The following is a 16,626-nucleotide window of genomic DNA, read 5'->3' on the forward strand; positions in this document are numbered from 1 at the left end:
ACCAATCAATACCACGTGGCGGGCTTTGCCTGATACCAACGCGAAATCACTTGTAAATCTTAATCACCAAAAAATCAAAATGAGAAAATTAGACTTAAAAAAATGGTTGCATTTACCCTTCATTGTGGTATTGTTTTTCTTTGCGGGCAGCAAAGTAACAGCGCAAACGACACTTGCCGCCGGAGATCTATTATTCACCGGTTATGATTCAACCCTCGGAACAAATAATGCAAGCGCAGCCGATCGGTTCTCTTTTGTGCTGCTAACGAATATTTCGTCCGGTACGGTCATTTACTTTACGGATCGCGGCTATTTCACGTCAAGCTGGCAGGCATCCGGCACATCTGAGGGGACCATTAAATGGGTTTCAGGTTCTGATTTGACTGTCGGAGCCGAAGTGTATATAACAGCTTATACTGCTACCGTAAATGGTACCGCAAATGGGGTGGTAACGCAGGTTTTAGGGGGTAATGCGATATCAGGCCTTAACCTAAGTACCGCTGGCGATCAGCTTATTGCTTTCCAGAATGTTGCTGGCGACCCTACGGCCACGGGCACCACATTTGTTGCCGGTCTTCATTGGGGCACTTGTTCGGTAGCCAGTGACGCCAATTGGGATACTATTGGGACATGTGCCGCAGGACCCACGACGTCTACCCGACCTGCTGGCTTATCGTCAAGTACCTCAACAATATGGATGGGCAATCCGGGCACTGGCGGCACCTACACCAATGCCTCCTTCAAAGGTACCGGCGCGCCTTATGCGAACGTAGCCGCGGCAAGAACGGCAATCCTGACCAAAGCAAACTGGAATCGTTCGTTCAATCTTACAAGTGGTCTGCCCGTTGTTGTACCGCCGGGTACAGTCACATTTGTAATGCCTCCAAGTATCACAACCCATCCCGCAAACAGGGCTATTTGTGCTGGTAGTGCAACGACGTTCAGTGTCGTCGCGGCTGGAAACGGCATTGGCTACCAATGGCAACTCAATTCGGGTTCAGGGTATACTAATTTAAGTAATGGTGGGGTTTACTCCAATGTAACTACAAATACGTTGGTATTAACTGCAGTTACAGGTACAATGTCAGGTTATCTTTTTCGATGTGTCGTTACAAATGCCGACGGCTCCGTAAATACAAATGCCGCTACGCTTACAGTGTCCAGCATGACCACCACAGGTTCACAGGCAGATGTGAGCTGTTTTGGCGGCAACAACGGATCGGCAACTGTTAATGTAACAGGAGGTATCGGATCATACAGTTATGACTGGACACCCGGCAACCCGTCAGGCGACGGAACGGCGTCAGTGTCCGGACTTGCTGCCGGGACCTACACCGTCACTATTACTGACGCTATTGGGTGTACTGTCTCGAAAACCATCACAATTACACAGCCGGAGCAGATAATTGCCATTGGATTGCAAACGAATGTTACCTGCAACAGTGAGAATGACGGGACTGCTTCCGTATCCGTGACGGGTGGCTCGGGAACTTACAGTTATGCGTGGTTCCCGTCTGGCGGCAATGCAGCTACAGCGACCAACCTGGCACCGGGTTCTTACACCTGTTTCATTTTCGATACCAATGGCTGCAGTACGAGTAAGGGTTTCAACATCACAGAAGGTGGCATCACAACCTGGGACGGCGTAGCCTGGAGCGCAGGCTATCCTAATTCAAATCTCAAAGCAATCATCAACGCCGATTATACCTCAACAGGCGACTTATCAGCCTGTGGATTCGTGGTGAACGGTACCGCTAACGTGACGGTCCTTTCAGGCCACGATTTCAACATCGCAAATAAGGTGGTCGTTGCGGCAACCGCTTCGCTTACTTTTCAAAACAATGCCAATTTGTTACAGACAAATACATTGGAAAATTCGGGCAATATCACGCTCAAAAGAAATGCCATGATGAGAAGGCTTGAGTATGTTTACTGGGGTGCACCGGTTACGGGCCAACAGTTACAGGCATTTTCACCGTTGACATTGAGCAACCGTTTTTACACGTTGAATGAAACCACAAATAGTTTTGTTCAGGTTGCTGACCCCGCTACCACAAATTTTGTGGCACCAGTGGGCTATATGGTAAGGGCTCCCAACACTTTTTTGGGTGCGCCCGCCCCAAAACAGCTTTTTCAGGGGACTTTTACGGGCACACCAAACAACGGTGATTTCTCAATCCCTGTTACAGCAAATAATGGCGGCTTCAATTTATTGGGAAATCCATATCCTTCGCCAATCAGTGCAGACCTATTTTTGCAGGCGAATCCGGGGACGCTTTACTTCTGGACGCATAACGTTTTGGGATCGGGTAACGCCAATTATGCAACTTACAACACCGTTGGAACGGCAGCGCCTAACGGAGGTGATGTGCCGAATGGTACCATCCAGACGGGGCAAGGTTTCCTGTTGTTGAAAGCCGCTTCGGGAATGGCTACGTTCAATAATACGATGCGTATCGGCAATAACGATGGGCAGTTCTTCAGGACCAATACCGAAAATAAAAGCCGCTTCTGGCTCAACTTGAATAATGATGGTGCGAATGTCAGTCAAATGTTAGTTGGTTACCTCGATGGTGCTACGCTGAATATTGACGAATCCATGGACGGTAAGTTGATTGACATGGAAGGCCCCAGCCTTTCAAGCCTTGTTGACGGTGCCGCTTTTACCATTCAGGGCCGTCCGACACCATTTCAAAACACAGACACGGTAAAATTGAATTTCAAGGCGGCTCAGTCCGGAAATTATACAATTTCGCTCGATCATTTTGATGGGGTTTTTGCCGATGGGGCGGAGATTTTTCTAAAAGATGATTTTACGGGAACCCTCCATAACCTCAAAGATAGTGCCTATGCATTTGTTTCCAGTGAAGGCGATTTTGCAGATAGATTTCAAGTGGTGTTCCAGAATACAACGCTTGGCACATCCACCGCCTCACAGGATGAAAAAAGCGTCGTTGTATACAACGATCGGGGAGTCGTGCATATAAAGTCGGCAGCCTTTACGATAAACGAGGTAAAAATATTTGATGTCCAAGGGCGATTAATTTATTACCGGGACAATGTAAATGGAGACAATACCACCATTGAAAACCTCCCGGCGGCATCGCAAATTTTGATGGTCCAGATAAAGTCGGACGCGGGGGGTACCGTGGTTAAAAAAATAGTTAGGTAAATAGTTAAAGAGATACAAAGTCCTCCACAATTGGAGGACTTATTATTGGTACGCTGCTGTAACACTTCCATTAGAAAGTTAAAGGCCACAAATTTAAAAAGCATAATTTTTGGAATCAACGCTGACCCCGATTACAACCCAAAGCATTCGGATTTCGTAGTAAAACGTTCTCATTTCATCAAATTGAAAGATTTCGCGTGTTTGAATGGTAGGCTGCCGCATACCGTTAGCAATAAAAGTGATTCCTGAAAGTTGGGTGGAGCTAGAGATATTCAATATTCGAGCCGTACTGGGAATACCCAACCCTTCTCAGGTAAAGGTTATGATTTGCTGATGGGCCGCTTGAATTAAATAGCATGATCTTTTTTTGCTGAAAGTGACATGATTGTATTGGCGCTTGCCAACCCAACACTTTTGAAGACTTACTGCATAGGAACATCCCAAAATAAAAAAGAGCAACATTTTCATGTTACTCTTTTCTGCTCCCCCTCTTGACCGAATCTCGAGCGGTAACGCTTTGATTTTTCGTAAATTAGCCTGAAAATCGACCCTTTTTGGACATCGAACGAAGGAGCGTCCAGGGTCTGCCGCATTCGAATTTTCGAAAGGCCGATCAACGACATTCCAAAGGAATCCTGTCGTCGACCATCCATGAAGAACTGAAATACTTCATCGAGGACTACCACAAAATGCGGCCTTGTTGCAAGCACAAGATCTACACGCCCAACGAAGTCCACAAAATCGTGGACTGGCCAATATCAAAATCGTCCTAAGCAACTCCAATAACAAAGGCTGGAAGAGAACCGCAATTACTGCTGTAAGGTGTCGTCCTGATGAAAGCGGAAAAACAGCGAAGGCGTATTTTTATTATTCCTTTTATGCCTCTGCAATAAATCAATGAACGTTTTTATTTTTAAGCCTCTGTTTTTAAGTTCAATATTTGAAACAAGTTGGGCTGTTTAGAATTATCTTTCTTTTAGAAACCAGTATTCGAAAATTCGAATGCATTGATGTAGAAATACTTACATTTTTAAATGTTAATTAAAATCCTTTATGTCAACGATTTAAAAAGAACTTAGTTTTTGCTGATTTTGGTGATGGTTAAAAGAGGGAGCCAGGGTTTGATACAGAAATATCAGTCAGGAAGCGATTAGCCTGGCGTTCACCAGTCTTTGGCCCGTCATTTTATTTCGGATATTGAACCACCCATTTCATTTTGTTCAGCTCGTCAAGCGTATACTTGCTGATCGTAACTTTGCCGCTTTTTACGATATTGTCAATATTGTCAGCTTTAATATTGTCAATAATAAACTTGTGTGTCGGCTTATAAAATACTATGTAAAGGATGTGGCCTGCAGCATTTTCCTCCAAAGGTCCTATTATTGGGCTTCTTCTTATCGGAGAATCTTCCGCATGAGCTTCTACTGTTCCGCCGGCCGATACCCTGTAATATCCATCCTTTCCATTAATAATCGTCTCATAACACATTTGTTCGTTTGAATTGTTCCTGATCAGCAACTGGTCTTTTTTATAATGGCAACTACTGGCCAATACAGTAAAACATAATAATAATATCGCTTTTTTCATACAAAAAATGCATTGTATTTATTGTCAATGGAAATCATGGCTATAATGGTGATGGCACAATTTAGTGTTTTTTCATAGCTCCCCCTCTTGACCGAGTCTCGGGCGGTAACGCTTTGATCTTTCGTAAATTAGCCTGAAAATCGACCCTTTTTGGACATCTAACGGTACTACAAGGTTGTATATAAGACATTTAACTTGCAATTTTCCATGATTTATGCGTTGGCCTGTCTACGCTAAATGAAAATGGTATTCGAAAATAAATTTACATAAGCCTAAAAGAAACCCAACTAATAAAGCCTTGCCTGAAAACGATACCATGTGTGATTTCCAATTAAGACCTTTTCCCCGCATTAGCAGTATGGAGCAGGCGATCATCGTAAAACAGGCTGTTACTTCCCACAAAAATGAAATAGAGAAATTCATATAAGCATTATAAACAGAAAAAATCAAAAAATCAGATAACCAAAATGACAAAGCGAAGAGGCTGTGAAATAAGGGTGTTTTAACCAAATGTCTATTATTACTGATAAATCCAATACCAAGAAAAAAGATAAATAATCCGCCGAAGAGCCAGTAAACAGGATAAAACGCCTCTTGGGCTAACGGCTCTGTAAGGCTGTCTTTAATTGAATATACCAGTCCGAAATGGTTGATTGAGACGACTGTACATACAATTCCTGCAGCCACCATAATGGTTGATGCGGAAATCTTCATCAAACTGCTTGTTTTAATGTTACTCATAATAAAATAATCAATAATTATTTTGATTCTCAAAAGCAGTAACTTATTAAAGTTTCAGAAGGATATTACAGTCTTTTTTCTTTGTCTTTAGTTAGAAAATCGGGTATCGATTTATAAAAAAAAAGATGAAATATATGACTATTCCTATCACCAGGTTATATATTCCGGGAGAACGATCTGCCGTTTACTTTGTATGCACAAGTGTGACGCTTTCGCCAGCGTGGGGCAACTCCCCCCATTTTGATGCAAAACTCATTCTCCGAAATTAGTTTTGCATCAAAATGATTAAAATAATATGCTAAATCCAAATGTGTATCAATCCAAAAACCATAATTCTTATCATTGGGCATCTTTAAAATTACACTTCGATTTTCATCTAAACCCATCTCTCTTTCAATATAATCTTCTACATCATTGTACTCAATATACCATTCAAAAACTATATCTAATTTTTCAATAAAATCTTTTTTTGATTTAGGAATAGTTAGTTCTAAAAACTTACCTATAAAACTCCAAAATGAAATTTTCTTTTTGTTTGGAAATCTTATTTTTTTTGTGTTGGCGTCAAAAAATTTAAAATATTTCATCTTTACCTTCTTATGTGAAAGTGCCCTGCATCTTTAACTTTCCAACTTTTACATGGAATTTTTAGATTTCTTAATTTAATATTCAGGCGTTTTTATATAATCAATTCTTTTCCTTTAATTAATTTACACAAATCTCTTTTCTTTGTTTTATTTAAATCTTCTTCCATTTTTTTGACATCGTCTAAATAATAAAGTCTATCCGAATAAGGACTAAATTCCACTATATAGTAATCTCCTTGAAAAAGAGAATTTATGATTTTTGTGTAATTTTTTAAAAATACAGAATCATCAAAAAAATAGATTATCTCACAGCTGTTAATGATGATGTGAATATTATCATCGTTAAAATCTAATTCAAAATAAAAATCCTCAAACTTTAGTGTTATAAAGTGATTACAATCAATCACTTCTAGCTTTAATAGGACAATTGATTTGTCCAGATTTTGATATTTATTTATTAAAAATTTCACTAAATCTTTTTTACTGAAATTTTTTTCAACAATAATATTTTCTTCAATTTTATTTATGAACTCATTTATATCCATAGATTGAACATTTACGGTTTTGGGAAGTGTTTTGCTCCTTGTGTTCCAAAACATATTATTGGCAGTTTTCCTTGTCTTTAGTTAGAAAATTGGGTATCGGTTTATAAAAAAAGATGAAATATATGACTATCCCTATCACAAGGTTATATATTCCGGGCGAACCATCTGAAGGTGAAAATAAATAAGTATAAATCTCGTATTCGGCACCAAAAAACACGATCAGGCAGAATATGTACAAAAATTTATTTTTTATCTTAAAAATTAAATAAATCGGGATACAGAAAATAATAATCAGAAAAGGGATGTAAAATAGGATATATAAAACATATCCGATTGTAAGTTTCACCAACTCCATTGAAGAGTTTGCGTTATTGATTACAGCATCCCTGAATCTGTTGCCTATAAATGCCAATACAAAGAAAAAGGCAATGTATTTGATAAACAGATACTTTATACAACGAAAAAAATTGATTTTCATGGCTTTAGTCCGGGCTATAGAATCGGGTGCATGGTTGTTTTTCCGGTTAAAATCAAATGACATATTGCAACAAACTCGATTTTTTTTGAGGCTCAAAAAAGATTATCTCCTGCGCTGCCGATTTAAAATTGATATCCGATGCTGAGCCCGAAACTTGTTTCCATCCCTTTGCCGGGTTCCCAGATAAAAGTCGGGTATGCCTGCAAAATAATCCTGTCATCAACAAACCTGTAACCTATACTTGCAGCATAAGCGCCGCTAAATCGCGGATATTCCTTTGCGGGTATTTCGGTATTATCCTTCAATCCGCTTGTAAACAGGCAGGTGTAACCGATTCCGGCCTGGGCAAAATGGGAGTGCTTTCCTATAAGAAGATTGAGCACCGTGGGCAAATAGGTACGCTGGCCGTATTTATTATCATCTGATGCAATATAACCCTTCTGGATTCCGAAACCTGTCCGAAATTTCATCGATAAAATATCGTTAAAAGCATAGATATGCCTTTCATAATTCAGTGAAAATAGGCATCTGGCATGTCCCATAACCTCATAATTGACGGCGTTTTTAAAATTTTTTTGCTGCGCGGCGGTTTGCTGCCAAAAAGCCATCAGGCAGGAAAATACAGAAAAAACAGCTATTTTTTTTATTGTGCGCATTTTAATCTATTGATTCTCTCTGTCGAGGATTTATTGACGACCAGTGCATTGCTTTTTTTGTAATCGTCACATGCTTTATCGTACAGTCCTATAAATTCGTAGGACTCACCCCTGTAAAATAAGATCTCAGGATCGTTCGGATGGATGTCCAGCGATTTTGAAAAATTAACAAAGCTCCCCCTCTTGACCGAGTCTCGGGCGGTAACGCTTTGATTTTTTGTAAATTAGCCTGAAAACCAACCCTTTTTGGACATCGAACGTGTACCCACCAGGGTCTGCCGGATTCGAATTTTCGAAAGGCCGATCAACGACGTTCCAAAAACAAATATAGAGACGATGGCCGTTTGTAAAAATGAACTTAGTTTTTGCTGATTTTGCTGATGGTTAAAAGAGCGAGCCGTTGTTTGTAACCTTGAAACACTATCAAAGCCTCAAAATATGCTAGAGGATTTCGCTTGCTACTTGTCATTTAACAAAAATAACAAATACTAAGAAATTTAGGCATAAGGAAAATTGTTGTACCCAGATAAAATTAAAAGACCTCACATTGCTGTGAAGTCTTTTCTTTTGCTGCTCCCCCTCTTGGGCTCGAACCAAGGACCCTCTGATTAACAGTCAGATGCTCTAACCAACTGAGCTAAGGAGGAAGGCGTATTGCCTTTTAAAGCGGTGCAAATATACTATGAAATTCTTTTCCCGCAAATCTTTTTGCAGAAAATTTTAAAAAATTATCTACTTCGTAATCCATTTGTAGATGTCATTCCCGTTGGCGAATAAAAGTAACGCCAGCAAAAGGAAAATCCCTACCATCTGCGCACGCTCGAGGAATTTGTCGCTCGGTTTACGGCCACTGATCATTTCATACAGCAGAAACATCACATGGCCGCCGTCAAGCGCAGGAATCGGCAGCAGGTTCATTACGCCAAGCATGATGGACAACAGCGCCGTGATATTCCAGAACAATTCCCAGCTCCACGACTCCGGGAAGATATCGAAAATTGCCTTGAAGCCACCGACACCTTTGTACGCGCCGGTTTTAGGCGTAAAAATTGCCTTAAGCTGGCGTCCGTATTTCGCCAGTTCATCAACGCCCCTTTCAAGCCCCACCGGAATCGATTCAAAGAAACCGTATTCTTCGCGGCTGATTTTATAAATGCCTAATTTTTCAAGATTATCTACAGGTAGCCTGTTCGGGTACTGTATGCCCAGTTTGCCGCTGTCCGACACTTTCAGGCTAATGGCGATTTCCTTGCCGTCGCGTTTCACCATCGCAGGCACTGTTTTTCCCTTAAGCGCATTGAGGCGTGCTTCCATTTCATCAGCGTAACGCAACGGCTGGTTGTCCAACGAGGTAACGATATCTTTTGTTTTCAGCATGTCTTTGTTGGGCGACGTGGCCGCAACGTCCGAAATCACAAATGGGATCCGCAGTTCCACCGTCGACTTTTTATCCTGGTCGAGGATGCTGGAAATGAAATTATCGGGAAGGCTGACCGTCTGCATGTTGCCGTTTCTTTCCACAGCCACATTTTTACCCATGATCAGCGCCTCACTCAAATCGTGAAAATGCTCAATTTTCCTGCCGTCAACGGCAATAATCTTGTCTCCGGTGCGCAGGCCTGCTTTTACCAATGCGGGATTCGTAACCCACACGCCGTCTTTGGCTTCTGAATTGCTGATGTACATGTCGCCGTATGCGAAAGTGATCCCGATGTAAATCAGGAACGCCAGGATGAAATTTACCGTCACGCCGCCCAGCATGATGATCAGCCTTTGCCAGGCCGGCTTTGAGCGGAATTCCCAAGGTTGCGGTGGTAAAGCCATCTGTTCGGTATCCATGCTTTCGTCAATCATGCCCGAAATTTTCACGTAACCGCCCAATGGCAGCCATCCGATTCCGTATACGGTTTCACCTATTTGTTTTTTGAACAGCGAAAACTTGATATCGAAAAACAGGTAAAATTTTTCAACGCGGGTCTTAAATAATTTGGCCGGGATGAAATGCCCGAGTTCGTGAAGTATGATCAATAGTGATAAGCTTAATAGGAACTGCGAAAGCTTGATGAGTATTTCCATGTTTTTGTGATCGTTTTTAATACCGCACAAAAGTAACGTTTTCTGCGTATCAATCGCATGTTAATCCCAAACGCCCATTTAAATGTTTGTTAATTATAGCTGACCCAATCCCATAATCCGCAATTGTGGGCTAAATTTACGATGCTTAAAAAATCAACCATGCAAAAGATCAGAACAGCGTTGCTTTCCTACGGTATGTCGGGCAAGGTATTCCACGCACCTTTCCTCAGTGTCCATCCCGGTTTTGAACTTCTTGGCAGCTGGGAACGGTCGCATCGGAACATCCATTCAGATTATCCCGAAACAAAAAGCTATGCCTCCCCGGAAGCGCTACTCGATGACAATCCCGACCTCGTGGTTGTCAATACGCCCGTAGCGACGCATTATGAATATGCAAAAAGGATGCTGCAGGCCGGAAAGCACGTGTTGGTTGAAAAATCGTTTACCGCAACGGTTGCCGAAGCCAAAGAACTTCAAAAAATTGCCCGGGACAAAGGCCTTAAACTTGCGGTGTTTCATAACCGCCGCTGGGATAGCGATTTCATGACGGTGAAAGATGTCATTGCCAAGGATATGCTGGGAGACATCGTTGAAGCTGAATTCCATTTCGACCGATACAATCCTACCTTAAGCCCGAAAATGCACAAGGAAACTGTAAATTCCGGATCCGGCGTACTGAAAGACCTGGGTTCTCACCTGATCGACCAGGCGCTGTTTCTTTTTGGGATGCCCGAAGCGGTTTTTGCTGACATCAGGGTGACCCGTGCACAATCCGTCGTTGACGACTGGTTCGACCTGTCGTTGTACTACCCGCGACTGCGCGTCCGACTCAAAGCTGGTTTTTTTGTTAGGGAAATGGTGCCCTCATTTGTGGTACATGGTAAAAACGGCTCGTTCCTGAAACCCCGCGGCGACGTGCAGGAAGAAGATTTAAAACTCGGAAAAAAAGTCACCGCAAAGGACTGGGGTACTGAACCGCGAAGCCGCGAAGGGTTGCTACACACCGAATTCGACGGGAAAATCATCCGCGAATTCCTGCCCACACTGCATGGGAATTACTTTTATTTTTTTGATGCCTTATACGGGTCGCTGACTGAAGACAAACCGGAGCCGGTGACAGCACAGGAAGGGATTAATGTGATGGCCGTCATCGAAGCGGCAATCAAAAGCAGTCAATCCCGAAAGGTTGTGGCTGTAGAGAATTAAGTTCAGCCTGACAAAGAGGCGCTTATCGTTTTACAAACCGGATCGTTCTGGTTCCTGAATCGGTCGTTACCGCAATAAAATAAACCCCGGCAGCAAACGAAGACACATCCCAAATCGTTTGCGAAGTGGTGGACTGCACCGTTTGACCTACCGCGTTATAGAAAATGGTTTGCTTCACCTCCATGCCTTCGGGAATCTCAAGCCTAAGCTGGCTTTCTGCCGGATTTGGATACAGTTGCACTGCTGCCGTGCCAAAATCTTTCATTCCTAATGCGACATTGTTCCCGGCCGAAATAATGTCTTTATTGACGTCGAACGCCACATCGGTCACTGCAAACGGTACATTCTCAAGGAAGACCTGGTTGTTTGCCGTATTATTCAGCACGAGATCCATGTATTGCCCCGCTGCGCCATACACCCTCACAGGAAGTGGCATTTCAAAAAAAGCGACAGAGGCATGCGACTGCGTCTGGCTGACTGTAAATTTAACCACACCAAGACTTTGGTTGTGTGCCGTAATCGAATAAGAAGGATAACCCTGATTGTACACCCAATCATTGAAAAATTCAGTCAGGCTTTGCCCGTAAGTGGCTTCAAGGTGTGCCTGTAAATCAGCTGTAGTGGCGTACGCGTAGGCCAGGTTTGGGTCCGCCAGATAATTTTTTAAGCCCTGAAAGAAAGCCGTGTCGCCCATTTTAAGACGAAGCATATTGATGACCATGGCGCCTTTGTTGTAACTCAGCCGGCCGCTGAAAATCCGGTTTACACTGAATAAGTCGGTGTCGCTCAGGTATACCGCGCCACCAGGCTGCGAGGTGATGTTGTTGATCATATTTGATTTTTCCATCGTAAAGGCCGCCTCGCCGTCAAAATCCCTGATCACCAAAGCGGCCAGATAAGTAGCAAAACCTTCGTTAAGCCAAATGTCCTTCCATGAGCCGCAGGTCACCTTGTCTCCAAACCACTGGTGGCCCAATTCGTGCGCGATCAATCCCCTTCCGAAATTGACCATAAAGGATACTGTCGTATGCTCCATGCCGCCACCCCATCCAAATTGCGCATGGCCGTATTTCTCATCGGCGAAAGGGTAGGTCTCGAAAAGCTGTTCATACAAATCCATAATCGGCACGGTCTGTGCGAGGTTATCTATGTTTGAAGCAAGGTCCTCAGGGTAAACGTAATTCACAATCGGAAAGGTATTCGGTGCCGTGCCCGCCGTTTGCGTGTACACACTGTAATTGGTCACTGCAATGGCTACGAGATAGGCCGGAATGGGATGACCGTGATGAAAATGCGTCGTTTTGCTGGTTCCTGCAGTCGTGGTCCCGACCTGCACGCCATTCGACACACTCACATACTGCGAAGGCGCGGTGATGTATACATCGATGTTGTTGATCTTGTCATTCAGGTCCTGCTTGCAGGGCCACCAGTCCTGTGCCCCGTAAGGCTCGGACAGTGTAAAAAGCACCGGGGTGCCGTCATGCGTTTCTGTAGTGAACGCATCATTATCCTGCGCCGGGGCGCCCGAATAAGAGATTTCCACCGTCGTTGAAGCTCCCGCTGCGAGTCCGCCCGGCAAAGTGATCACCACCTCATTGTTGTTGTTTTGCGTAAATGACAATGCGATATTGTTGCGTTTTACCGAACTCACCGTAAGTTGGTTCGTCAGGTCGAAAACCACGGTGGTCATCGGTGACAGCGCCGTGAAGGTTGTCGTCACTTTCCCGGTTATAAAATAAACTGCCGGATCCACCGTGAATTCGAGCTTCTGGTAGGTAATGTCGTAATTGGTGGTATTGGGGTTGACCACGAAGTTCATCACTTGGGCCGCCGACTTCATTTCGGCTTCTGCAATGCCGTTTAATCCGTCGCCAACTTTCTGTGCGCTCAGAATTTGCATCGCAAACAATAGGAAGAGTGGGTAATAATATTTCATTTCAAGCCATTTTCTGCCAAAGATAAAAACAAATTCCTGATTTGATTTTGCATAGCGGTGATTTTAAGCATATACGGGCTGACGGGCAAAACCGTTTTTACCGATACGAAGGAAGCGTATTTAAAACATTTCATTAAATTTGCGCGCACATAAAAATAAAGGTATGTTACAGATCGCATTTATCAGGGAAAATCAGGAGAAGGTCGTAAAAGCATTGGCGAAACGAAACATTGATATGGCATCGGTCGTAGCCGATGTGATCGCATTGGACGAAAAGCGCCGCGCCACACAGGCCGCGCTCGACAATACTTTGGCTGAATCCAACAAGTTATCCCGTGATATCGGCGAGCTGATGAAAGGCGGAGAGAAGGCAAAAGCAGCAATCCTGAAGGAAAAAACCCTGTCATTAAAGGAAAGCAGCAAAGAACTTTCAGAGCAGCTTGACGCGTTCGCTGCGGAGCTCACCGAAAAATTATATACGATCCCAAACCTTCCTGCTGATCTGGTTCCTGAAGGGAAAACCCCTGATGACAATCTGAATGTATTTCAGGAAGGCGATATTCCGGTATTGCACGAAGGCGCACAGCCGCACTGGGAGCTCGTCAAAAAATACGACATCATCGATTTCGAACTCGGCAATAAAATTACCGGTGCCGGTTTTCCCGTCTACAAAGGCAAAGGTGCCAGGCTCCAACGCGCGCTGATTACTTATTTCCTTGACAAAAATACCGCGGCGGGCTACCAGGAGTACCAGGTTCCCCATTTGGTAAACGAAGCGTCAGGGTACGGTACAGGCCAGTTGCCCGACAAGGAAGGGCAGATGTACCATGACAAGACCGATGATTTGTATCTCATCCCAACAGCGGAAGTTCCGGTAACAAACCTTTTCCGTGATGTGATCTTAACCGAAAACGAGCTGCCGGTTTTGGCCACAGCCTACACACCGTGTTTCCGACGGGAAGCCGGGTCATACGGTGCGCACGTGCGCGGACTAAACCGCCTGCACCAGTTCGACAAGGTGGAAATCGTCCGTGTCGAGCACCCCGAAAAATCATACGAAGCTTTGGAAGGCATGGTCGAACATGTCAAGACGCTGTTGCAGGAACTGAAACTACCTTACCGTATCCTGCGCCTCTGCGGCGGCGACATGGGTTTTGCGTCGGCAATGACTTACGACTTTGAGGTGTTTTCAACGGCACAGGACCGCTGGCTCGAGATCAGTTCAGTGTCCAATTTTGAAACGTTCCAGTCCAACAGACTGAAATTGCGTTACCGCGATAAGGACGGCAAAAACCATCTGGCACATACCTTGAACGGAAGTTCGCTGGCGTTGCCGCGCGTGCTGGCCGGAATCCTTGAAAATTACCAGACGCCCGAAGGCATTGTTATACCGGAAGTACTTCGTCCGTATACCGGATTTGACATCATCGATTAACATTACTTTATGCCGCGGAAATATACTTTCGGGCGAAAGTTATTGTTATATTAGTCGTTCCATTCGACATTACATTTTATGAAAAAGCTGTATCTGTTCCTTATACTCTTTGCAACCTGCTGCGTTTTTGGGCAGAACGAGCAATTGGCGCAGAATTATTTCGACAAGGGCGATTTCGAGAAAGCAGCCATCAGCTACGAGGAATTGCTGAAAAACCAACCTTCAAACGGGCTGTATTTCCAGAAAGTCATTGATTCCTATCAACAGCTTGCCCAATACGACAAGGCGGATAAGGCGCTGGCAGCACGTTATGAAAAATTCAAGCAGTACAACCTGCTCGTCGAAAAAGGGTACAATTACCAATTACAGAAGAAAGAGCCGGAAGCCAGAAAGTATTATGAGCAGGCGCTTGAGAAGATAAAGGAAAATCCGTCGAACGTCTACATGATCGCGTCGGCGTTTGAGCGCAAGGTGGTGCTCGATTATGCGCTCAAAGCGTACGAACTCGCTACATCGCTGGATCCGAAACTGGTTTTCAATTACCAGACGGCTTTGATTTACGGACAATTGGGCAATACCGATATGATGATTGAAAGGTTTTTGGAAGAAGCGTACAAAAATCCGCAGAACAATATCGGCATACAAAACCAACTGGCGCGTTTCATGACCGAGGATGCCGAGGAATCTTTCAATGCCGACCTCAAGAAAGCACTGTTGCTCCGCGCCCAGAAAAGTCAGGATGTCTTCTGGAACCAATATCTGAGCTGGTTTTACCTCCAACAGAAAGACTATGCCAAGGCATTCGTACAGGAAAAGGCAATTTATAAAAGGAATCCGGAAACATTTTCAAGCATTGTAAATCTCGCCCAGATGGCCATGGACGACAATGAAGATGATACTGCAGCGGAAATTTTCGCTTTCGTTCTTGAAAACACCCAGGATATCGAATTGCAGATCCAGGCGCATACCTTCCTGATGACCATGAAAACCGAGCGGAGTCAGTCGAAGGATCACCCTGCGATAAACGCCGAATTTGATGCGCTTTTACAACAATACGGCATCATCCCGTTCTCGCTGCCTTTGCAACTGCTGCAGGCGCATTTCCTGACTTTCAGCCAGAACAACCCCGAGCAGGGCAAAAAGATATTGCAAAATGCCCTGGCACTCCAACTCAACAAATACCAGCAGGCCGATGTGAAGATGGAGTTGGGAGATATCCTGCTTTATGAGGAAAAATACAATCAGGCGCTGATTTACTACTCACAAATCGAGGATGATCTGAAAAATGACGAAGTGGGTCACGAAGCGAGCCTGAAAGCCGCCAAAACGAGTTACTTCAAGTCCGATTTCGAATGGGCCCAAAAGCAGTTCAAGGAACTGAAGTCGGCGTCCTCGCAATTGATTGCCAACGATGCGCTGGAGTATTTCCTGCTTATTAACGACAATACCGTTTCGGACTCCACACAAACTGACCTGAAGAAGTTTGCCCGTGCGGATTACCTGCTGTACCAACATAAAACCGCCGAATCCCTGGCCTTATTCCAGGAAATCCTGAAGGAGCACAAAACGCAGGAGATAGAGGATGTGACCCTTTTAAGGATTGGCAGGATTTATGAAAAAAACGGGGATTACGCCGCCGCCCTGCAGCAATACCAGGTGATCATAGACAAGTTCGCCGAAGGTATTTACATCGATGAGGCGCTTTACTTTTCAGCTGAAATTTACAACAGGCAACTGAAGGATCCCGAAAAAGCCAAACCATTGTATGAGAAGATACTCTTCAGTCATCAGGACAGTATTTATTTCATTGATGCCCGCGCGAAATTCCGGCAGCTGCGCGGCGATACCAATTTGTGATACCCAAAAAACGCTGACATGATTATTTACAATGTAACCTTAAACCTTGATGAGTCCATCCACGAACAGTGGCTGAGCTGGATGCAGGGCAAGCACATTACCGAAGTCCTGGCGACAGGCAAGTTCACCTCGGCTCGCCTGATCCGCGTTTTGGTCGAAGAGGAAATGGGAGGAGTGACCTATGCTGTGCAATACACCACTGACAGTCGCGAGACGTTGCAGCGTTATTATGACGAGGATGCGCCGAGACTCCGCGAGGAGGGCCAGCGCCTTTTCGGGGCAAAGATGATCGCCTTCCGCACAGAGCTGGAAGTCATGAGCGATCATTACAGCGTAGAGTAAAGTCGTCG

Annotated in this window: 12 protein-coding genes and 1 tRNA gene; 5 read left to right on the plus strand and 8 right to left on the minus strand. The window is 44.2% G+C overall.

Annotated features, from left to right (window positions below; all coding sequences use genetic code 11):
• The first annotated feature begins 79 nt into the window (after positions 1–79).
• Positions 80–3,172 (plus strand): T9SS sorting signal type C domain-containing protein, encoded by a 3,093-nt coding sequence (locus HYN48_RS04645; RefSeq protein WP_146171720.1) that lies wholly within the window; start codon positions 80–82, stop codon positions 3,170–3,172.
• A 1,185-nt stretch (positions 3,173–4,357) separates the two neighbouring features.
• Here HYN48_RS04645 and HYN48_RS04655 read toward each other — a convergent pair.
• From HYN48_RS04655 to rseP, 7 genes are all read right to left on the minus strand, one after another.
• Positions 4,358–4,759 carry a hypothetical protein gene (locus HYN48_RS04655; RefSeq protein WP_108370017.1) on the minus strand — a complete coding sequence of 134 codons (402 nt, stop codon included), beginning with the start codon at positions 4,757–4,759 and terminating at the stop codon, positions 4,358–4,360.
• Between the two features lie 228 nt (positions 4,760–4,987).
• Positions 4,988–5,473, minus strand: a complete 486-nt coding sequence (locus HYN48_RS04660; RefSeq protein ID WP_146171721.1) for a hypothetical protein — start codon at positions 5,471–5,473, stop codon at positions 4,988–4,990.
• A 182-nt stretch (positions 5,474–5,655) separates the two neighbouring features.
• On the minus strand, positions 5,656–6,087 hold the full coding sequence (locus HYN48_RS04665) for a hypothetical protein (RefSeq protein WP_108370019.1): 432 nt from the start codon (positions 6,085–6,087) through the stop codon (positions 5,656–5,658).
• 92 nt (positions 6,088–6,179) lie between these two features.
• Entirely contained in the window at positions 6,180–6,686 is a 507-nt protein-coding gene (locus HYN48_RS04670) for a hypothetical protein (RefSeq protein ID WP_108370020.1), read from the minus strand.
• Between the two features lie 546 nt (positions 6,687–7,232).
• Positions 7,233–7,652, minus strand: coding sequence for a hypothetical protein (locus HYN48_RS04680; protein ID WP_219909601.1), 420 nt, complete (start codon positions 7,650–7,652; stop codon positions 7,233–7,235).
• Between the two features lie 687 nt (positions 7,653–8,339).
• Positions 8,340–8,413 (minus strand) — tRNA-Asn (locus HYN48_RS04685).
• An 85-nt stretch (positions 8,414–8,498) separates the two neighbouring features.
• Positions 8,499–9,842, minus strand: a complete 1,344-nt coding sequence (gene rseP / locus HYN48_RS04690) for an RIP metalloprotease RseP (protein WP_108370023.1) — start codon at positions 9,840–9,842, stop codon at positions 8,499–8,501.
• A 159-nt stretch (positions 9,843–10,001) separates the two neighbouring features.
• Here rseP and HYN48_RS04695 point away from each other — a divergent pair, with 159 nt between their 5' ends.
• A complete protein-coding gene (locus HYN48_RS04695) occupies positions 10,002–11,048 on the plus strand; it encodes a Gfo/Idh/MocA family oxidoreductase (protein WP_108373374.1) in 1,047 nt (348 codons plus the stop codon).
• 22 nt (positions 11,049–11,070) lie between these two features.
• Here HYN48_RS04695 and HYN48_RS04700 read toward each other — a convergent pair whose 3' ends face one another.
• Positions 11,071–12,984 (minus strand): M1 family metallopeptidase, encoded by a 1,914-nt coding sequence (locus HYN48_RS04700; RefSeq protein WP_108370024.1) that lies wholly within the window; start codon positions 12,982–12,984, stop codon positions 11,071–11,073.
• A gap of 163 nt (positions 12,985–13,147) precedes the next feature.
• Between HYN48_RS04700 and serS the strand changes: the two genes are divergently transcribed.
• The 3 genes from serS to HYN48_RS04720 all read left to right on the plus strand — a co-directional run bounded on the left by serS (position 13,148) and on the right by HYN48_RS04720 (position 16,618).
• Entirely contained in the window at positions 13,148–14,419 is a 1,272-nt protein-coding gene (serS, locus tag HYN48_RS04710; protein ID WP_108370026.1) for a serine--tRNA ligase, read from the plus strand.
• A 78-nt stretch (positions 14,420–14,497) separates the two neighbouring features.
• Positions 14,498–16,276, plus strand: a complete 1,779-nt coding sequence (locus tag HYN48_RS04715; RefSeq protein WP_108370027.1) for a tetratricopeptide repeat protein — start codon at positions 14,498–14,500, stop codon at positions 16,274–16,276.
• Between the two features lie 18 nt (positions 16,277–16,294).
• Positions 16,295–16,618 (plus strand): DUF4286 family protein, encoded by a 324-nt coding sequence (locus HYN48_RS04720; protein WP_108370028.1) that lies wholly within the window; start codon positions 16,295–16,297, stop codon positions 16,616–16,618.
• Positions 16,619–16,626 lie beyond the last annotated feature (8 nt).

Source organism: Flavobacterium magnum, from assembly GCF_003055625.1.
Classification (GTDB): domain Bacteria; phylum Bacteroidota; class Bacteroidia; order Flavobacteriales; family Flavobacteriaceae; genus Flavobacterium; species Flavobacterium magnum.